The organism is Nocardioides sp. NBC_00368 (assembly GCF_036090055.1).
Classification (GTDB): domain Bacteria; phylum Actinomycetota; class Actinomycetes; order Propionibacteriales; family Nocardioidaceae; genus Nocardioides.
The window spans coordinates 1,431,231-1,450,635 of the sequence record NZ_CP107970.1; the positions used below are offsets into that span (position 1 = coordinate 1,431,231).

Here is a 19,405-nt window from a genome sequence, read left to right on the forward strand (position 1 = left end):
TACTGCGCCCCACCGACGAAACGGTCAGCGGGACACGGTGTGAATCGACTCGATGTCGATCTTCTCCTCCGACTCGACCTTTACCTCCGCGCCCTGCTCCTCGAGCTGGTCCTGCGGGCCCTGGTAGAAGTCGATCGCACCTGCCAGCGTGTCGGGCGGACCGATCACCTTGAGGCGGTACGGAGGGCTGATCAGCTCGCCGCCGACGTTGAGGCCGGCACCGGGCTGGCTGACCTCGATCGAGGACGACGCGACCAGGCGTACGGCCTCGCCGTCGGCCCCCTCGATCTCCATCGCCTCGGCACCGCTGGTACGCAGCTCCTCGATCAGGTCGAGGAGAGCGGTCAGGCGCAGCGGGTCGGCGCCGGGGTCGATCTCGATCGTGATCCCCGGCCCGCTGACCGGCACCGTCCCGGCGATGACCCGGAGCGTGTCGACCTGCTCCTCGGCCCGCTGCAGGGCGGTCTGCTGCTGGAGGGTCTGGTCCTCGAGCTCGTCGCGGGTCGCCTCGAGCTCCTCGATCTGCTCCTGCGCCTTCTGCGTCGTGCCGGCCAGGCCGGAGAGGATGTCGATCAGCTCCTGCTCGCGCAGACCGGCGTAGGTCGAGTCCTCGGTGTTCGTCTGGACCTGCACCACGGCGGCGTAGCCGAGTACGCAGAGCAGCACCGCGACGGCCACCTGGCCGCGCCGGAAGTGGGTCAGCGCGTCGAAAAGGCGTGCCCGGCCTACCAGCGGCGCCGGCTCTTCCTCCGGCTCGTCGGACTCATCAGGCTCATCGGCCTTCTCAGCCTTCTCAGCCTTCGGCAGCTCCACGGCACCGGCGGCCACGTCGTCGTGTTCGAGCTGCTCGGTCGGCTCGGTCTGCTCGTCTCCAGCCGCATCCTCGACCTCGTCGGGCTCGGCAGACTCCTCTGCCTCCTCGACCTCCTCGGCCGCTGGATCAGCAGGCTCGACGAAGTCGACCGGCTCTACGGGCTCTACGGGCTCTACGGGCTCGACCGGCTCGCCAGACTCGACGTCGTCAGCTTCGTCAGTGGACTCGTCCGGCTCCTCGGAGTCGACAGCCTCATCGGCCACAGCCTCCTCGGACTCCTCGGCCACCTCCGTGTCCGACGGCTCCTCAGTCTCGGCAGCATCGGTCGCCTCGACAGGCTCCTCGGATGCCTGCTCAGCAGGCTGCGTACCGACGTCCGAGGCCTCGGGCGTGGTGACGTCCTCGGTGGCGGTCTCCTCCGCCGGCGTGGCGGGCTTCTTCGCCGGAGCCTTCTTCGCAGGGGTCCGCTTGGCGGCGGTCCGCTTCACCGGCGGCCTCCTCTTCCGGTCAGGCATGGAAGATGTGCCTCCGGATGGCTGCGACGTTGGTGAAGATGCGGATACCCAGGACGACGATGACGCCCGTGGACAGCTGGCCGCCGACGCCGAGGCGGTCACCGAGGTAGACGATGCCCGCGGCGATGACGACGTTGCTGATGAACGAGACGACGAAGACCTTGTCGTCGAAGATGCCGTCCATGAACGCGCGCAACGCACCGAAGACGGCGTCCAGCGCGGCGACGACGGCGATCGGGAGATAGGGCGCCAGACCGACGGGCACCTCGGGCTGGAAGAACAGTCCCAGCACGATGCCGATCACTAGGCCGATGACGGCGATCATTCTTCGCGGTCCCCTTCGCTGTTCTCTTCGGTGTCTTCGTCGGTGTTGTCGTCGGGCTTCGAGCCCTTGGAGTCCTTGGACTCCGCCCCGAGATGGGTCAGCTCCAGCAGATCGGCCGGCGCCGCGGGGAGGGTCAGCCGGTCGATGTTCTCGACCTCGTAGGGCATTCCGTAGTCTTGCGTCGTGGTGTGGATCATCGCGCCGGAGACCGTCTCGGCAAAGCGTGCGGCCAGCGTACGCGTGTCGCCGATCGCCGACACCTCATAGGGCGGCGAGAGCGAGACATCGTTCATCCGGAGGGTGGCACCGGAGGTGATCACGCCGCTGCGCGCGGTGACCCGCTGACCGTCGACGGACACGGCGGTGGCTCCCGCCTCCCACAGCCCGTTGACGATCACGGCGAGATCGTAGTCGCGGACGGTGCCGCCCTCGTTGCCGTCGGCGGCGTTGTCGATCGTGATCCTGATCCCCGAACCGGTCACCGGCGCGAACCCGGTCTCCTCCGCGGTCTTGGCGGCGGTCGAGGAGGCGGACTCGGCCCGGAGGCCGAGCGAGCTCAGCGATCCATCGCTTCGCTGGTTGTCCTCGCGGAGCGCGGAGATCTGGCGGTGCAGGTCGGCGATCCGGTCCTGGCGCTGCTCGATGCGGTCGACCAGAACCTGCCTGCTGGTCTGACGGATGTCCTCGTTGCGGGAGGTCTGCACCGCCGCGGTGGTGGCGAGCAGCGCGAACAGCCCGACGACCACCATCGCCCACACTCCCGGTCGGCGCCGCCGGGCGGGCTCCTCGCCGGACGGCTCCCGCCGCGCGGCTGCGGCCATGTAGTCGGAGTCGATCGACTGGTCGGTGATGCGGTCCAGCAGCGGCTTGGTGACGTAGGCGCGCAGGTCCTCGCCGGGGATCTGGTCAGGCACGGGTCGCCCCGCCCTTCTCCAGCGGTGGCGTGGTGGCCATCAGGCGACGCACCTCCTGGGCGTAGAGGACCAGGCTCCACCACAGCAGCAGGACGCCCCACAGTGCGAACGCCCAGCCGAACGCCTGCGCCACCTGGATCGGCAGGCTCGGTTCCAGTCCGAGGTCGAGCTTCTCGGGGATGTCGTGGCTCAGGTAGAGCAGCGGGAAGGAGGCCAGCAGGCAGAAGGCGGCCACCTTGCCGAGGAGATGCACCGGCAGCGTACGCACCCCGCGGCTGCGCAGCGCCGGGATCATAGCGAGCAGGCCGACGAGCCGCAGCGGCACCAGCAGCGCGATCGGCCAGGGGATCACGTCGATCTGCCAGAGGGCGAGCGTCGCGGCCAGGACGAAGACGGTGTTGGCGACCACGTCGAGGAGCTCGCCCGCGCGGCGCCCGCCGAGCTGCTTGCGGTTCAGCCAGCTGTCGAGCAGGTCGGTGACCACGGCGAGACAGAAAGCGGCCAGCGCGATCGTGTCGTCCTCGGCGATCATCACCGCCCACAGCACCACCGGGGCGTAGATCAGCCGCAGGATGCTGAGCAGCTTGCCGAGCACGGGCTGGTTGCCCCCGGCCGAGCCCAGCGGTCGCCGCGAGCCCCGGCCATGTTGCAGGCGGGGATCACCGGATCGGCGGTTGGGCATCTGCAGGCTCTCCTCTGTCACCAGACGCGGCACGGACAAACCCTAGTGCTTACTCGGTGGGGGTGGAGTCATCGGCATGGGCGGCGTCGCGGATCTCGCCGACGAGCTCCTCGATGACATCCTCCAGCGTCGCCAGCCCGATGGTGCTTCCGTCCTCACGTACGACCCGGGCCATGTGGGCGCCACGGCGCTGCAGCGTCTCGAGCGTCTCGTGGAGCGCGTCGTCGGGCGTGACCGTCGCGAACGGCCGGATCCACTTGTTCTGGACCGGCTGCCGACGGCGTTGCTCGTCGGGCTCCAGCACGTCCTTGATGTGCAGGTAGCCGACCAGGTCGCCACCGCCGTCGGCGACCGGGAAGCGGCTGTAGCCGGTCGAGGCACAGACCGCCTCGATGTCGGCGCACGAGGCGCCCCGCGGCACGATCGTCCAGTCGTCGATCGGGATGGTGACCTTGGCGACCGTCTTCTCGGTGAAGCCGAGCGCTCCGGTCAGGCGGCCGTACTCGTCCTCCTCGAGGAGGCCCTCGCCGCGTGACTCCTCGACCATGGCGGCCACCTCCGCGCGGGTGAACGCGGAGCTCACCTCGTCCTTGGGCTCGATGCCGAGCGCCCGTACGCAGAGGTTGGCGACGTAGTTGAACGCCACGATGATCGGCCGCAGCACGTAGACGACCGCGTAGATGGCCGGGCCGAGCACCAGAGCGGCCCTGTCGGGGCCGGCCAGGGCGATGTTCTTCGGCACCATCTCGCCGACCACCACGTGCAGGTAGGTGACCACGAGCATCGCGATCACGAACGCGACCGGATGGTGCAGCGCCTCGGGCAGGCCGATCAGGTCGAAGCCCGGCTCGAGCAGGTGCGCGAGCGCTGGCTCGGTGATCGCCAGCAGGAGCACCGAGCAGACCGTGATGCCCAGCTGGGCACCGGCCATCATCAGGCTGATGTTCTCCATGGCCCGCAGGGTGATCCGGGCCATCTGCGACCCGGCCTGCGCGGCCGGCTCGATCTGGCTGCGCCGGGCCGAGACCAGGGCGAACTCCGAGCCCACGAAGAAGCCGTTGGCGAGGAGCAGCACCAGGCCGAGCAGCAGTCCCATCGTCGTCGACATCAGCCGATCACCTGCATCGAGATCCGGTCGATCCTGCGCCCGTCCATGACCTCGACGGTCAGCTTCACATAGCGCGCGTAGACGTCGTCGTCGTCGGAGTCGGGCGGCGGGGTGCCGGGCACGGTCAGCTCGGCGGTCGCACCGCGCTCGGGGATGCGGCCCAGCAGGCTCAGCATCAGGCCGGCGACGGTGTCGTAGTCCTCCCCCTCGGGCAGGGCGACGCCGGTGATGTCCTCGACCTCGTCGGGACGCAGCAGGCCCGACAGCGACCAGCCGCCGTCACGGCGCAGCCTGGCCCGGGCGCTGAGCGGGTCGTGCTCGTCTGCGATATCGCCGACGATCTCCTCGATCACGTCCTCGAGGGTGACGATGCCGGCCTGGTCTCCGTACTCGTCGAGCACGACGGCCAGCTGGAACCCCTCTGCGCGCAGCAGCGCCATCAGCGGATCCAGCCGCAGCGAGTCGGGCACGACGACCGGCGGCACCATCAGGTGCTTGACCTTGGCCGTGGGCCGCTCGTGCACCGGCAGCGCCACCGCGGCCTTGACGTGCACCGTGCCGACCACGGCCTCGTTGTCGTCGAGCACCGGGAAGCGCGAGTTGCCCGTACGCCGGGTCAGCTCGATCAGCGTCTCGGCGCGGTCGTTGTGGTCGAGGCTGTGCACACGTACGCGCGGGGTCATGATCTCGCCAGCGGTGCGGGTTCCGAACTCGACCGAGCGCTCCATCAGCTCGGCGGTGTCGGCGTCGAGGGTGCCCTCGTGGGCGCTGCGCTGGATCAGCGAGGAGAGCTCGGCCGAGCTGCGCGCCGAGCGCAGCTCCTCCTGCGGCTCCATGCCCAGGCGGCGGACGATGGCGTTGGCGGTGCCGTTGAGCACCTTGATCGGGCCGCGCATGATCCGGGTGAAGGCCCGCATCGGGCCCTGGGTGACACGGGCGGTCTGCAGCGGCAGGGCCAGCGCGAGGTTCTTGGGGACGAGCTCACCGAAGAGCATCGTCACGATGGTGGAGAGGATCAGCGCGACGGTCAGCGCGATCGGCGTCACCGCACCCTCCGGAAGTCCGGTGGCGAGCAGCGGCGCGTCGATCAGCTCGGCGATCGCCGGCTCCGACATCCAGCCGATGCCGAGGTTGGTCACCGTGATGCCGACCTGTGCGCCGGAGAGGTTGCTGGAGAGCTCCTTCATCGCGCGCAGCACGCCCTGGGCGCGCTTGTCACCCTGCTCGGCGGCCATCTCCACCTGGGAGTGGTCGACGGTGACCAAGGAGAACTCGGCCGCCACGAACACGCCACAGGCGGCGACCAGCAGCAGCGCGAGGAGGATGAAGAGGACCTCGGTCATCGAGCCCACCTCGCTCGGTACAGCCTCGAATCAGACGGCGGGCATGGATATTGGCCGGGTTGCGGTCCGTCCATCGGGGTTCAGATCGTCCTTAGCTGTTGGAAGTGCCGTCAGCCTACATGGGTGTGGTTGCGCTGCCTGCGTTGCTGCGTCGACCGCTCCGCGAGGTGTCGCGTAACGGACACAGTTGTCCAGAACGGCGTCGTGAGCCTTGACACACTCCGCCCGTTCGTCAACTCTTACGCGGCAACAACCGACGATCCGCGAGCCGAGGGAGCCCCCTTGACCATGTCCTCGTTGCCCACGTCTGCCACCAGACGTACGTTGCTCGCCGGTGCCGCCGGCGCGGCCGGTGCCGCTGCTAGCGGGCTGCTCGCCGGTCCGGCCGCGGCCTCCTCGCCCCGCCGCGTACGACTGGTGCGGGAGGAGCACCGCGCGGTCGTCGTCGGGTCCGGATTCGGAGGTGGGGTGGCCGCCCTGCGGCTGGCCGAGGCGGGCGTACCGGTCACGGTGCTCGAGCGCGGCCGCCGCTGGCCGACCGGGCCGGACGCGCAGACCTTCCCGACGGTGCGCTCGCTCGACAAGCGGGTGCTGTTCCACACCACCACGCCCGAGGCGCTCAAGCCGCTGCAGACGCTGCTCGGCACGCCGCTGAACTTCGGTCCGTACGTCGGTCTCCTAGAGCCCGTCCTCGGCCAGAACATGCTGGCCATGTGCGCGGCCGGGGTCGGCGGCGGCTCGCTGGTCTACCAGGGCATGACGCTGCAGCCCTCCGCGGAGGTCTTCGACACCTGGTTCCTGAACGAGCTCGACTACGACCTCATGCACCGGGTCCACTACCCGCGCGTGGCCCGGATGCTCGGCGCCGCGACCGCGCCCGACGAGCTGATCGCCTCGGACAACTATCGGGTCTCGCGTACCTTCGGCGCGCGCGTCCGGGCCGCCGGCTACGACCTGCAGAAGATCCCGATGCCCATCGACTGGTCCTACGCGCTCGCGGAGCTGCGCGGCGAGATGGCGCCGTCCTACACCAACGGCGACTGCGCGCTCGGCGTCAACAACGGTGGCAAGCACTCCGTCGACGTCACCTACATCCAGCAGGCCGAGGCCACCGGGCTCGTGCAGGTGGCGACCCGCCACAACGTGACCTCGGTCGCCCGAGCCGCGGACGGTCGCTGGGAGGTCCACGTCGACCGCACCGACGACACCGGCGACGTCATCGAGCAGAAGATCCTGACCACCCGGGCGCTGGTGATGGCGGCCGGCTCGCTCAACACCAGCAAGCTCCTCGTCCGAGCCGCGGCCACCGACACCATCCCCGATCTTCCCGAGCAGCTCGGTCAGGGCTGGGGCACCAACGGCGACCGGATCTACATGTGGCGCCCCTTCGACGAGAACCTCACCGGTACGCAGGGTGGGCCCGTCGTCTACCAGAGCCAGGACTGGGCCGACCCGAAGACGGCCAACACCGTCATCCAGGCATCGGTGCCGCCACTCCCCCTCGGCCTCGACCTGGGCGCCACGATGCTCGTCGGCTTCGGGGTCAGCGCCGACCGTGGCAGCTTCCGCTACAGCTCGCTGACCGACTCGGTGAGCCTGCGCTTCCCCTTCGGTGGCGACGCGGCGAGCTACCGCGCCATCCACGAGCGGGTCTCCAAGATCAGCGGCGGGCTCGGTGCCCTCATCGACACCAACACCATCGTCAACAGCACCTGGCACCCCCTCGGCGGCGCCAACATGGGCACCGTGTGCGACCTCGACGGACGCGTCCAGGGCCAGGACGGCCTCTACGTCCTCGACGGAGCGCTCATCCCCGGCACCACCGGCGCCTGCAACCCATCGATGACCATCGCCGCCGTCGCCGAGCGCGCCATGGACAACATCGTCGCCAAGGACGTCGGGGCGGTCATCTGAGCAGCTCCTGACGAGCCGCAGAACTCTGCAATGCAAAATTCTGCAGAATTTCTCGAAAAGGGGTGACAACCTCTTTGGTGATGCGGCAACATTGTTCTTGCCCCGCTGGTGACCCGAGACGCCAGCGGGGCTCTTACGTTTTCGGACATCAGACGAGCTTGTCGGCGACCTTGTTGAGGTTCGCGCGCAGCTTGGCGCGGTAGACGTCCTGCTGCTCGGGCAGCCTGGCGTCGCAGAACGCGGCCAGATCAGGCCCGGTGACGTCGATGACGCTGCGACCGGCCGCGGCCTCGGTCTCGAAGAGATCCAGGATGTCGCGCAGGATCTCGACGATGTCCATCCCGTCTCCGGCGGTGAAGCGCCACATGTAGTTCTTCATCTCGGAGTACACGGTGCGGTAGTCGGCCGGCAGCTCTGCGGCGCGGGCTTCCATGCGCTTCCAGTCCTTCTTGTCGCCGATGAGACGGGTGAGGATGTTGTTCATGTCTGTTCCTTCTTCGGTGTGTTCGGGGCCCCTGGTTTTTGGGGCGTGGAAGAAGCGTGCAGGGCTGACGTAGCGTCAAGGTCAAGCACTGGTTCAAAAGGGCTTGGGTCAGTGTGCAGGTAAGTCAGATCGCCATGTCGAGCCCAACTCCTGAGCGTGCAGGCGTTCGGATCTGTCCGTCCGAATCCAGTTCTCGGTCACGCTGGGACCGCATGCACGGGAGTGTCGCCACCGGCAGGACCTCGGTCCAGATCGGAGGTGAACCTCGGTGATGAACTTGTATCGTCGCTAGCCATGAGTGAGGACTTCGTTGCGGTGGTTCGGCTGGACTCAGCGGACGCCAAGTCAGAGGCCTACAGGGTGCTCAATCTGCTGCGCTCGGCCGGCATCGTCGCTGCGAACACAACCCGGGATGAGTTACATAGCCCAAGCGAGTGGGCAGTTGGCCCCCGGGCCATGGAGGCGCTAGAGGACCCCGCCGGCCCGACGGACTGGCTGAGCTTCTCGAACAACGGCGTCGATCTCGAATCGGGTTGGGCGGCCTACTTCGCCATGGAGAACGAGGAGCGGTCTGCGTGTCCAGCCTGCGGTGTGGTGCTGAGCGAAGAGAACTATGCCGACTTGATCAACTCGTGGGGTGAGTCCCAGGTCGAGCCGCAAGCGGTGTGCGGATCTTGCGGATCGTCGGCGCTGCTGGGCGATTGGTCGAATGAGTGGCCGAGCGTCTTCGGCTTTCCGGCGGTGACGTTCAACAACTGGCCGCCATTGGCGCCGGCCTTCATCGAGCGGTTGCAGCGCGAACTGGGCGGACGGACGATCGTCGCGCGGGCGCACTATTGAGCGCGTCGAGCGAGATGAGAGCGTCTTGGTCTTCGGACTGGGGCGCTCTTCTCGTTTGGCCCAGAGCCGGCGGGACGAGGGTTCGCGTAGGGACCAGCCGCCAGGTGCTCCTGATCGGCGCGCCGTTCGTTCCCGCTCGGATCGTTCTTCCGTGCCAAACTCCGCATATGGGTTGGTGGCGCGTCGTAGAGACCGAAAGGGGTCGCAAGATCGGACCACGCTGGGTCACTCGTAGTCGCCTCCCCGATTTTCTGCCGGGCTTTCTATGGCGACGGGGCATCGTGCTGTTGGGGCGGGCGGCTCCACTTCTGCGTTGGCCATCTTGAGTCCGTGCACCGCACCATCGAATGGAAGTCCACCGATTGGCTCGTCGGCTACCGCACGTACGTGGGGCCGCACCGTGAGCGGGACACGAATCGATTCGACGAGCCAGAGTCGTACGTTGACGAGTGAACGACCAGGACGCGTCTGCGGGCGTCCGCATTGAAAGCAGTCCAGGAATCGCAACCCAAGTGACGGAGAACTAGTCGCGCGTCGCCAGACGGATCACACGGAGCTGACGACTCGATCAATCCGGCCTCGATGACCCTTCGCGTTTCGCGCACGTTCTGAGCGACCAGGGCGCGAGCACTGCTCAGACGTTTGCAGACATCTTCATCGAGGACGACGAGGATAACAGCGAGGAGGGGAATCAGTGATGGGTGGTTAGCAACGGCGTTGGCAAGCGGGCCGGTTCCGGCACCACGCTCCCTCGACAGATGGGCGGATTCACGCTCAAGAGTGGCTCCCCGGGTAGGACTCCCCGGGTAGGAGTCGAACGTACGTCGCTAGTCCGTATTCGAATAAAGTTCTCGAGAGCCTCAAGCCCGCCTGAGACCTCAGGCTGCGAGGGTGTGGTCGAGCAGTACGTCGCGCAGTGTGAACTCTGCCCGGGACAGGGGTGGTGGGTCCGGTCGCCAGGTGTCGGGTGGTGGGCTGGTGTAGGTGTGCCCGGTGGGGGTGATGGTGGTGATGCTGCCGTCGGGTCCTGGTCTTGCCTGCCAGCCGAGGGCTTCTTTGGCTTGGTTGCATTGTTCGCACAGCCCTTGGAGGTTCTCGACGCTTGTGGTTCCGCCATCCGCGTGGCGTTGGATGTGGTCGATGTTGCGGATCGGGGCGTCACAGCCGTTGGTGCGGCAGATTCCGCCGTCGCGGGTGGTGATGAACTCGGCGAGTCCGTCGGGGGCTTTGCGGGAGCGTGATTCCATCGCGACGAGTTGGCCGGCGGGGTCGGTGAAGAGGCGCCGGATGAACACCTCGGCGTCGTTGAGCGCGTCGCGGGCCAAGGTGGCGGGGACGGGGCCGTAGCCCTCGACCATCGCCGGCTGGTCGCCGTTGTTGGTGAGCGTGTCGGCGGTCATGACGATTTTGACCTCGATCCGGGGCTTCGCGTCGGCGGTGCTGCGGCCGGTGACGCGGTCGACGAGGGTGTCGGCCATGACCTGGCCACGGCTCCGTTCATCACCAGCGGCAGCAGCCGTCTTGGCGGCCTGGTCCAGGGCTGCGAACACGGCGACGCCGTCCTTGACGGGCAGGAGTGCGCCGAGCCAGGTCATCGTGTCCGGTGCCGGCCGCAGGCTGACTCGGCGGTCCTTGGCCGCGTTCGCTGCGCGGGCGACCACGGCGGCCTGGTCGAGGGTGATGGCGAGCTTCTTCGCGGCGTTCTCGAGCTGCCGCAGCCCCATCGACACGGCCTTCGCGGGTTCCCCGTCCGGTCCTGGCGCGCAGAGTTCGTGGTCGATGACCCGGCGATCGTCGAGGGTGAGGCAGGCGGTTTCGCGGGCGAGGATGGTGGCCTGCCACTGGGAGAACAGTCCGGCCTTCATGAGGCTGAAGGTGTGCGGCATCTCGGCGAGAAGGATCTTCGCCAGTCCGAGCAGCTTCGCACCCCGAGCGGGTGAGACCCGCCGCGCCAGCGCGACCTGGGAGGCCACCCCCTCGCCAAGCTTCCGGGCAGGAGTCCCGGCCTCGGCCTGGCGTGCGCGGGCGGCTTCGTCCAGACGTACCGCTGCTTCGGCCTGCACCGCTTCGGCGGTGCACTTCACCTGTTCGAGGCGAGAGATCCAGTCGACCAGCTCTCGCTCGGACGCACCCGGAGGTGGCCCGTCGAGGAGGTGGTCGATGGTCTCGTACATAGTGCTTATTATATGCGACCAGACGGCATTCCGCTACCTGTTTTTGCTGGTCATCCGCCAGTTACGCAGTCCGCGAACAAGACGCGTGAGTGCCGCGCCACACCCTCGCCGCCGCCCCGATATAGGCGAAATCTTTTCTCGATCGGGTGCCGGGTCAAGGATGGCCGCAGGCCACCGCGAAGCGGCGCCCGCAGGGCGTCCTTGACGCGGCGCGCGATCGAGAAACACTAGAGAACGGGTCGGCGGCGAACCCTGAAACGAAGAAACAGTCGCCAAGCGAGGTTTCCTCAAGGGATGGTCTCGACAAGCTCGACCACCGGTGGGCCGCGGCTCGACCACCGGTGTGCCGGGTCCTACCGCCCGACCGCGTACCCCTGCGCCCCCCGAGGATTAGCAGCAGCAGAAAGCGTGCCCGTGCCAGGATCACGAGTAACCGCAGAGAGCCGCCCGAGAGACCAGTCGCCGCTGAGCTCAACCGCGTGGCCCCGAGATCGCAAGCCCTCGATGACCTCGTCACCGAGCCGATCCTCGAGCACCGCGCCGCCAGGAACCCACGTGCGCGGCCAGAAGGAGCCGGGGAAAGAGGTCGAGTGGAGCGCAGGCGCGTCGATGGCCTGCTGAGGCGAATAGCCCCCGACAAGAGTGCGCAGCAGATAGAGCAGCTGCCACTGGTCCTGCTGATCCCCACCCGGCGAACCGACGGCCGTGACAGCCCGCCCGTCGCGCAAAACCAAGGTCGGGGTGAGCGTCGTGCGCGGCCGGCGGCCGGGAGTGAGCGTCGAGGGCAGCCCCGGCTCGAGCCAGGTCATCTGCAGCCGGGTGCCGAGACAGAAACCGAGCTCGGGGATCGTGGGCGAGGACTGCAGCCACCCGCCCGAGGGGGTCACGGCGATCATGTTGCCCCAGCGGTCGGCGACGTCGATGTGGCAGGTGTCGCCGCGCGTCTCGCCCTCGCGCGAGACCGTCGGCTCCCCCACGCCGGACGCGGCGGCGGCCGGATCGTAGGTCTCGCGCAGCGGCGGGAAGGCCGTCGCGCCCAGCCCGGGCCTCACCTCGGCGGAGGCAACATCGGTGATCAGGGAGCGGCGGGTGGCTGCGTACTCCCTGGAGAGAAGGGTCGCGATCACCTCCGGATCGGCGCCGTCGCCGTAGTGGGCGTCGCGGTCGGCGAAGGCGAGCTTGGTCGCCTCCAGGATCGTGTGCGCGCCGGCCGGGTTGCTCGGGTCGAGCAGCGCGTCATCGAGCGGCTCGAGCAGGTTGAGCGTCTGCAGGAGCACCGGCCCCTGCGTCCACGGCCCCGCCTTCGCGATGGTGTGGCCGCGGAACTCGGTCGTCACCGGCTGCTCGTACGCAGCAGAGAACCCCGCCATGTCAGCGGCCGTGATCACCCCGGAATGGTCGGTTCCGGAGGAGTGGCGGTGCGGGGTGCGTACGAACCGTTCGATCGCCTCCGCGACGAACCCGCTCCCCCACGCGGCGCGGGCCGCGTCGATACGCTCCTCGCGGGTCGCGGCGCCGTCGCCGGCGGCGACGAGACGGTCGAGGACGGCGGCGTAGGCCTCGTTGCGGACCATGGTGTCGGGCTCGGGCGGCTCACCGCCGACGAGCCAGTGGGCGGCCGAGGTGGGCCAGTGGTCGCGGAACAGGTCGGCGACGGTGGCGATCGTGGAGACCGCGCGACCCAGGATCGGGTGGCCGTTGCGGGCGTAGTCGATGGCGTAGGCGAGCACCTCGCCCAGCTCCCAGGTGCCGTGGTCGCGCAACAGCATCAACCAGGCCTCGACCGCGCCCGGCACGGCGGCGGCCAGCGCGCCCGAGCCAGGGACCAGCTCCAGCCCCTCGGCGCGCATGTGCTCCGCAGAGGCCCCCGCAGGCGCAGGCCCCTGGCCCATCAGCACCGTCGCCTCGCCGCCGGCGGGCGCGAAGATCCCGACCAGGTCGCCACCCGGCCCGTTGAGGTGGGGTTCGACCACGTGCAGCACGAACCCGCCTGCCACCACCGCGTCGAAGGCGTTGCCACCGCGCTCGAGCACCGCCTGCGCCGTGCCGCTGGCCAGCCAGTGCGTCGAGCCGACCATGCCGAACCTCCCCAGCAGGTCGGGACGGGTCTTGAAGGCTGCCGGAGGGGTGTAGGTGGAGGACACGTGCCCAGGCTACGAGCGCGTGTCGAGCATCCCGGCGGTGGCCCCGCACCGGGATAGGGTCGTCCCATGAGCGCACCAGCGGTCCGGGGCCGCCTGCAGTGGTCAGTGGTCGTGCCGATCCTCGCGCTGGTGGTGCTGGTGTTCGCCTGGCTGCGCCACGACCACTGGACGATCCTGGCCGTCGTGGCGGCGGTGCTGATCGGTGCGGTGCTGAGCGCGGTCCACCACGCCGAGGTCGTCGCGCACAGGGTCGGTGAGCCGTTCGGGTCGCTGATCCTGGCGATCGCGGTGACCGTGATCGAGGTCGGCCTGATCGTGATGCTGATGACCAGCGGCGGCGACAACACCAGCACCTATGCGCGTGACACCGTCTTCGCGGCGGTGATGATCACCCTCAACGGCATCGTCGGGCTCTCGCTCATGGTGGGCGCCCTCAAGCACGGCCTGGTCAGCTTCAACGCCGCCGGCACCGGCTCGGCGGTCGCCACCGTGATCGCCCTCGCCGGGCTCACCCTGGTGCTGCCCAGGTTCACGACGTCCGCGCAGGGACCGCAGTACTCGCCCTCGCAGCTGGCGTTCGCCGCCATCGCCTCGCTGGCGCTCTACGTGGCGTTCCTCTTCACCCAGACCGTCCGCCACCGCGACTTCTTCCTGCCCGTCACCAGCGACGAGCACGGCCGGATGACCGGGTTGGTCGACCTCGACGAGGACGGCCACGCCGACCCGCCCTCAGCGGGCGAGGCGGCGCTCAGCCTGGCTCTGCTGCTGGTCTCGCTCGTCTCGGTCGTCGGCCTGGCGAAGGTCCTCTCCCCCACGATCGAGAACACCGTGAAGACCCTCGGCTTCCCCTACGCCGTGGTCGGCGTGGTGATCGCCCTCCTCGTCCTGGCCCCGGAGTCGATCGCGGCGGTCCGCAACGCCTCCCGTGACCGGGTCCAGACCAGCCTCAACCTCGCCTACGGCTCCGCGATGGCCTCGATCGGTCTCACCATCCCCACCATCGCCGTCGCGATGATCTGGCTCAGCGGCCCGCTCGTGCTCGGCCTCGAGCCGACCCAGATCGTGCTGCTGGTGATCACCGTCTTCGTCACCGGTCTGACCGTCGTCCAGGGCCGCGTCTACGCGCTGCAGGGGTTCGTCCACCTGGTCCTGATGGCGTCCTTCCTGTTCCTGTCGATCCAGCCCTAAGAGATCGCCGACTAAGCCTTGTGCTCGTTTATGATTGATTAGGCCACATTTCGATCATCCTTGACAAGCGCACGTCCCACTCGGGACATTGGTCGGCAACCCCGCGGGCTGCCAGCTGTCCGCAGGTCGATCTGAGGGAGTGGTCTCGAATGCTTGACATGTCCTACCCCAGCCGCCGCACCGTGCTCGGTGGCGCGATCGCCGCGACCGCCGTCGTAGCCGGCGGCGCTGTGCTCAGCCCCGCGAGCGCAGCGCCGGCCCGCAGACCAGGCCAGAAGTCGATGGTCGGCGTCCCCTTTGAAGCAGTCGACACCGTCCGGGTCGGCGTGATCGGTCTCGGCAACCGCGGCATGGGCATGCTCGGCGGCTGGGCCGCCGTACCGGGCTGCACCGTTGCCGCCGTCTGCGACATCCGCGCCCCGCGGGCCAAGACCGCTGCTGACCGGATAGCGGCAGCGGGCAAGCCGCGGCCGGCCGAGTACGGCGGCAGCTCGTCGTCGTACCAGGAGATGCTCAGCCGCGAGAACCTGGACCTGGTCTACATCGCCACTCCGTGGGAGTTCCACTACGCACAGGGCAAGGCCGCGCTCCTGGCCGGCGCGCACGTCGGCGTGGAGCTGCCGATCGCGACCGAGCTCGACGAGCTCTGGGACCTGGTCGACACCTCCGAGCGGACCCGCAGGCACCTCTGGCTGATGGAGAACTGCAGCTACGGCCGCAACGAGCTGGCGATGCTGAAGATGGCCCACGAGGGTGTCTTCGGCGACGTCACCAACGGCCACGGCGGCTACCTGCACGACCTGCGCGAACTGCTCTTCAGCGACACCTACTACACCGACGCCTGGCGTCGGAAGTGGCACACCCGGAGCATCGCCAGCTTCTATCCGATGCACGGGCTGGCTCCGATCGCGGCGGCGATGGACATCAACCGCGGCGACCGGATGCTCACCCTTCAGGCGACGGCCACCGCTCCGCGAGGGCTGGCCGACTACCGCGAGCGCCACGTGCCCCGCGACCACCCGTCCTGGCAGGAGGAGTACATCAACGGCGACCTGATCACCTGCATGATCAGTACCCAGCAGGGTCGGGTGATCCGTGCCGAGCACGACGTCTCCTCACCGCGTCCCTACAGCCGGATCAACAGCCTGGCCGGCAGCCGGGGCATCATGGAGGACTACGTGCCGGTGGGCGCCGCGGGCGCACGGGTCTACCTGGAGCCGGACCACAGCGGGCATTCCTGGCGCGACTTCACCTCCTACCGCGACGAGTTCGACCACTGGCTGTGGAAGACCGTCGGCAGTCAGCCGAACCCCGGTGGCCACGGCGGCATGGACTACATCCTGCAGTGGCGGGTGATCCAGCAGATGCGCGCAGGGCTGGTGCCCGACATCGACGTCTACGACGGTGCCGTGTGGTGCTCGCCGGTGCCGCTGAGCGTCCAGTCGCTCGACAACGGCGGGCGCCCGGTCCGCGTACCGGACTTCACCCGCGGCAGGTGGGCCCACAAGCGTCCCGGCCTGGACTCCCGTCAGTCCGAGATGCCGCCGGTCGCCTGAGCTGCGAGCTTCGCCCCCGCCTCGCCAGGACTCAACAGCCGAGCGATCACGAGGCCGGAACCTCCTCGAGGCCGACCTCCAGCTTCGGGAACGAGTGGCCCTCGGCGTCCTTGAGCACTGTGTACTGCACGTCGACGTGCGGCTCGATGGCGCTGTGCTTGTCGTTCGGCGCGCCGATGATGAGCTGGAACCCGAGACCCCGCCAGGCGCCGATCGCGCGGCCGGTGAACCGGGCGTCGGCCTTGATCAGCGCCTCGTCGAGGAAGACCGGGGCGTAGCGCGGACGCTCCGCGCCGGCGTCACCGAGCTGGTAGCGCAGCGCGGCACCCACGATGAACGCCACCAGCTCCTGCGACTCGCCGCCCGACTTCTCGCCGATGTGGTCGTAGAGGGCGACATGCTCACCGGTGTCGGCGGTGACCTTCTCGGCGCTGACGCGGACGTGGTTGCGTACGTCGATCAGGTCGGCGAAGTCCGGTGCGGTGCGACGCATGCGGTCGATCAGGCGAGCCATCCTGGTGTAGGCCTGCTCGCGGGTCTCGTTGGTCGAGGCCCTCCCGATGAGGTCACGCACCGCGCGGAGCTCCTTGCGGAAGCGGCCGCGCACCGCCGACTGACCCTCCTGGGTGTCGATCCGGAGCCGGTGGGCGTCGTCGTTGAACGGCAGCTCGGCGAGGATCTGGTTGATCGGGTCGATCCGGTCGCGGATCTCCCGCACGGCCCTGGCCAGGGTCGAGTCGAGATTGGTCAGGTCGTTGCCCGACAGGTTGAGCAGCGAGTCGCGCCACTCGACCTCGAGCTCGTGCAGGCCGCTGGTCTGCAGCTCGTCGAGGAGACGGTCGAAGTCGGCGTAGGAGGCGTCGGGGTCGGTGTGCAGGTTGGGGTTGGGCCAGCGCTCGAGGAAGGCCTCGAAGGTCTGGCGGAGCTGCGCGCGCGCCGCGCCGATCGTCTCCTGCGCACCGGTGCGGTCGGCGTCGAGGCTCTCGCCCGCACGGGCGAAGACCGCGTCGAGCTCGGCGAGCGCGTCCTCTCGCCGGCCCGCCGACTCGCCGCCGGACGCCTTGAAGAGCTGCTCGAGATAGTCGGCCTGGGCCGGGGCGATCTCGGTGCCGGAGGCCGCCGCCTCCTCCAGGGCGTCCTTGGCCCGGTCGACCTGCTCGACCACGTCGCTCCAGCGCGCGTCGAGGTCCTTGAAGGCGCTCTTGGCGGCGCCGATGCCCTCACGCAACGAGTCGACCTTGGCCCGGGCCTCCTTCAGCCGCTTCTGGAGCGTGGCGATCTCCGGGTTGTCGGCGGTCACCTCCTCGATCACCGCAGCCCACCGGTCGCGCTCGGCGGTCGCTCCGGCGACGTCGATCTGGTCCCAGGTCAGCGCGGAGACCGCCTTGAAGGACGTACGCCGCAGGTCGAGCTCCTTGATGGCCCGCTCGGCCTCCGCGACCCCCGTCCTCGCCTTCTCGGCGTCCTGGCGGGCGCTCTCGAGGAGCTCGGTGAGCTCGGCGACGCGACGGGTGTTGGTGAAGCCGAGCACGTTGCCGGCCCCCTGCCCGCCATGGGCGCCGCGCGAACCCTGGGAGACCTGCCCGGTCACGGTCAGCGCCATCCGGTGCTGGCCGAGCAGCGCAGGGGTCTGCACGCAGACGTAGCCGTGTCGATCGGCCAGTCGCTTCTTGAGCCAGCCGGTGAACACACCGCGGCGGTAGTCGAGGCGACCCGGAAGGGTGCCCTCGTCCAGGATCGTGGTGTCCTTCGTCCCGGTGGGCACCGCCTCGTAGCGGATCCGCGTGCGCTGCCGCACCGAGTCGATCGCCGCCCGGAACGCGCCGACATGGGCCGCGTCGACGAGCATGGTGGTCGCGAAACCGCCCAGCGCCAGGTTGAACGCCTCGCGCCAGGCCTCGTGCTCGGTGCGGACCTCGACCAGCTCGCCCACGAACGGCATCTCCGCCGGGCTCAGCCCGGCCGCCTCGGCCAGCACCGCACGGGCCGCGCGCAGCGGCTCGGGGATGTTGTTCTTGGTCTTCTCGGCATCGGCGAGCTCGGTCTCGAGCCGGCCGACCACCTTGATCGCCTCGGCCTCGGCGGCCCGTGCGGCGGCATAGTCGTTGAGCGCGGTGGTGCGGGCGTCGTCGTCGACCAGGGCCTGCTGCGCGGTCGACTGGAGCGCCTCGAACTCGGCCGGGGTCGTCGCCGCAGTGCCGAGGATCGTGAGCTCGGCCTCGAGCGCCTCGCGGGCGCGGCGTACGTTGTCGGCCCGGGTCTCCGCGGACCTGATCTCGCGGGTGGCCTCCTCCAGACGGCGACCGCCGGAGGCGGCGACCGTCACCGCGAGGCCGTCACGCTCGGACTCGGCGGCGTCGATCAGCGCCTGCTTCTCGGCCACCGCCTTCTCCGCGGCGCTCCGGCGCGAGCTCAGGTCGGCCTCGAGCTCGCTGAGCAGGTCGACCCGCTTGCCCGCCCGCCACAGTCCGGCGGGGGTCGTCTCGTCGCCGAAGGCACCGATCCCGTCGATGATCTCCAGCCGGGAGGCGGCGTCCTCGATGGCGACGCGGAGCTCGCGGATCGGCATCAGCGCACGCACCTGCTGCTGAGCGGTGACCATCCGCTCCCGGGTCGCGGAGAGCTCGTCGAAGTGGGCGACGACGCCGTCCGCGGTGGCGATGGTCTCGGGCTCTTCGAGCACCATCTTCTTGTAGAGGTCGTCGACCGTGGTGATCTGCTGGCCCGCCTGGATCCGGCCGAGCAGGTTGACCGCCTTCTCGCCATCGCCGGCCGCACCGATGCCGAGGGCCGAGTGGATCCGGGCGGTGAAGTCACGGTCGGTGTCGATCGGCGTCAGTCCTACCTCGGCGACCGCGGCGCGCGTGAACCGGTGGGCGGCGACCGGCTCCAGGTCGCGTACGTCGAAGCCCGCCTCGGCCACGGCACGGAGCTTGGTCACGTCGTCGAGGTTCTTGGCGGAGGCGGGGACATACCAGGCCCGGACCGCGGTGAAGCGGGCGCCGGTCTGGTCCGCCCAGGTCATCGCGATCGCCGACCAGGTGTCGCGGCCGTCGCCGCGCAGCACCCGGATCTTGGTGCCCTCGGCGGTCTTCGCCTCGTCGATCTTGCCGCGCGCGTAGGAGAGGATGTTGCGCTGGTCCTGGCCCCTGGGCCGCCCCACGACGCCGCCGTTGGAGGCGCCGTTGAAGGGCGTCGTGTGCGGCATGATCAGCGCGATGTAAGCGTCCATCAGCGTCGACTTGCCCGACCCGGAGCCTCCGGTCAGCAGCGTCGCGCTCGGCGAGAAGCGCACCCGGTGGGCGCCGTCGTAGCCGCCCCAGTTGACCAGCTGCAGCTCGCTCGCGACCCACTGCCGCCCGGTCGAGCGCTCCGGGATGAGGCCGAAGAGGCTGTCGATCATG

14 protein-coding genes are annotated in these 19,405 nt (G+C 69.2%); 4 read left to right on the forward strand and 10 right to left on the reverse strand.

Translation table 11 applies throughout. The annotated features are described in order from the left end of the window. Positions 1 to 24: 24 nt before the first annotated feature. From OG984_RS06855 to OG984_RS06880, 6 genes are read right to left on the reverse strand one after another with little or no spacing between them, the layout of a single operon-like run. Positions 25 to 1,302, reverse strand: coding sequence for a DUF881 domain-containing protein (locus OG984_RS06855; RefSeq protein ID WP_328530851.1), 1,278 nt, complete (start codon positions 1,300 to 1,302; stop codon positions 25 to 27). A 19-nt stretch (positions 1,303 to 1,321) separates the two neighbouring features. Beyond that, the gene (locus OG984_RS06860) at positions 1,322 to 1,654 is read right to left on the reverse strand and encodes a small basic family protein (RefSeq protein ID WP_008359542.1); all 333 of its coding nucleotides are present in this window, start codon (positions 1,652 to 1,654) and stop codon (positions 1,322 to 1,324) included. Continuing rightward, on the reverse strand, positions 1,651 to 2,568 hold the full coding sequence (locus OG984_RS06865; protein ID WP_328530852.1) for a DUF881 domain-containing protein: 918 nt from the start codon (positions 2,566 to 2,568) through the stop codon (positions 1,651 to 1,653). The genes OG984_RS06860 and OG984_RS06865 overlap by 4 nt, the downstream gene beginning before the upstream one ends. After that, positions 2,561 to 3,283: a CDP-alcohol phosphatidyltransferase family protein gene (locus OG984_RS06870; protein WP_328530853.1), complete on the reverse strand. Its 723-nt coding sequence runs from the start codon at positions 3,281 to 3,283 to the stop codon at positions 2,561 to 2,563. Before OG984_RS06870 ends, OG984_RS06865 begins: the two co-directional genes overlap by 8 nt. A gap of 16 nt (positions 3,284 to 3,299) precedes the next feature. Next, a complete protein-coding gene (locus OG984_RS06875) occupies positions 3,300 to 4,358 on the reverse strand; it encodes a hemolysin family protein (RefSeq protein ID WP_328530854.1) in 1,059 nt (352 codons plus the stop codon). Continuing rightward, complete coding sequence (locus OG984_RS06880) at positions 4,358 to 5,701, reverse strand: hemolysin family protein (RefSeq protein ID WP_328530855.1); 1,344 nt, start codon at positions 5,699 to 5,701, stop codon at positions 4,358 to 4,360. Before OG984_RS06880 ends, OG984_RS06875 begins: the two co-directional genes overlap by 1 nt. Before the next feature lie 297 nt (positions 5,702 to 5,998). Between OG984_RS06880 and OG984_RS06885 the strand changes: the two genes are divergently transcribed. Beyond that, positions 5,999 to 7,615 (forward strand): GMC oxidoreductase, encoded by a 1,617-nt coding sequence (locus tag OG984_RS06885; RefSeq protein WP_328530856.1) that lies wholly within the window; start codon positions 5,999 to 6,001, stop codon positions 7,613 to 7,615. 148 nt (positions 7,616 to 7,763) lie between these two features. Here OG984_RS06885 and OG984_RS06890 read toward each other — a convergent pair whose 3' ends face one another. Then, complete coding sequence (locus OG984_RS06890; protein WP_328530857.1) at positions 7,764 to 8,099, reverse strand: DUF1048 domain-containing protein; 336 nt, start codon at positions 8,097 to 8,099, stop codon at positions 7,764 to 7,766. Positions 8,100 to 8,393: 294 nt separating this feature from the next. Between OG984_RS06890 and OG984_RS06895 the strand changes: the two genes are divergently transcribed. After that, positions 8,394 to 8,939 carry a hypothetical protein gene (locus OG984_RS06895; RefSeq protein WP_328530858.1) on the forward strand — a complete coding sequence of 182 codons (546 nt, stop codon included), beginning with the start codon at positions 8,394 to 8,396 and terminating at the stop codon, positions 8,937 to 8,939. A gap of 878 nt (positions 8,940 to 9,817) precedes the next feature. Here OG984_RS06895 and OG984_RS06900 read toward each other — a convergent pair. Together OG984_RS06900 and OG984_RS06905 are read right to left on the reverse strand one after the other, a co-directional pair. Then, on the reverse strand, positions 9,818 to 11,113 hold the full coding sequence (locus OG984_RS06900; protein ID WP_328530859.1) for an HNH endonuclease: 1,296 nt from the start codon (positions 11,111 to 11,113) through the stop codon (positions 9,818 to 9,820). Between the two features lie 353 nt (positions 11,114 to 11,466). After that, positions 11,467 to 13,257 carry a gamma-glutamyltransferase family protein gene (locus OG984_RS06905; RefSeq protein WP_442940964.1) on the reverse strand — a complete coding sequence of 597 codons (1,791 nt, stop codon included), beginning with the start codon at positions 13,255 to 13,257 and terminating at the stop codon, positions 11,467 to 11,469. A 66-nt stretch (positions 13,258 to 13,323) separates the two neighbouring features. Here OG984_RS06905 and OG984_RS06910 point away from each other — a divergent pair, with 66 nt between their 5' ends. Together OG984_RS06910 and OG984_RS06915 are read left to right on the forward strand one after the other, a co-directional pair. Continuing rightward, positions 13,324 to 14,445, forward strand: coding sequence for a calcium:proton antiporter (locus OG984_RS06910; RefSeq protein WP_328530860.1), 1,122 nt, complete (start codon positions 13,324 to 13,326; stop codon positions 14,443 to 14,445). Positions 14,446 to 14,603: 158 nt separating this feature from the next. Further along, a complete protein-coding gene (locus OG984_RS06915; RefSeq protein WP_328530861.1) occupies positions 14,604 to 16,001 on the forward strand; it encodes a Gfo/Idh/MocA family protein in 1,398 nt (465 codons plus the stop codon). A 46-nt stretch (positions 16,002 to 16,047) separates the two neighbouring features. Here OG984_RS06915 and OG984_RS06920 read toward each other — a convergent pair whose 3' ends face one another. Continuing rightward, complete coding sequence (locus OG984_RS06920) at positions 16,048 to 19,404, reverse strand: ATP-binding protein (RefSeq protein ID WP_328532329.1); 3,357 nt, start codon at positions 19,402 to 19,404, stop codon at positions 16,048 to 16,050. Position 19,405: the final 1 nt, after the last annotated feature.

Coding starts and splice junctions, on each gene's coding strand:
- OG984_RS06910 (WP_328530860.1), top strand. CDS start 13,324: ATGAGCGCACCAGCGGTCCGGGGCCGCCTGCAGTGGTCAGTGGTCGTG.
- OG984_RS06880 (WP_328530855.1), bottom strand. CDS start 5,701: ATGACCGAGGTCCTCTTCATCCTCCTCGCGCTGCTGCTGGTCGCCGCC.
- OG984_RS06900 (WP_328530859.1), bottom strand. CDS start 11,113: ATGTACGAGACCATCGACCACCTCCTCGACGGGCCACCTCCGGGTGCG.
- OG984_RS06920 (WP_328532329.1), bottom strand. CDS start 19,404: ATGATCGACAGCCTCTTCGGCCTCATCCCGGAGCGCTCGACCGGGCGG.
- OG984_RS06915 (WP_328530861.1), top strand. CDS start 14,604: ATGTCCTACCCCAGCCGCCGCACCGTGCTCGGTGGCGCGATCGCCGCG.
- OG984_RS06875 (WP_328530854.1), bottom strand. CDS start 4,358: ATGTCGACGACGATGGGACTGCTGCTCGGCCTGGTGCTGCTCCTCGCC.
- OG984_RS06860 (WP_008359542.1), bottom strand. CDS start 1,654: ATGATCGCCGTCATCGGCCTAGTGATCGGCATCGTGCTGGGACTGTTC.
- OG984_RS06890 (WP_328530857.1), bottom strand. CDS start 8,099: ATGAACAACATCCTCACCCGTCTCATCGGCGACAAGAAGGACTGGAAG.
- OG984_RS06895 (WP_328530858.1), top strand. CDS start 8,394: ATGAGTGAGGACTTCGTTGCGGTGGTTCGGCTGGACTCAGCGGACGCC.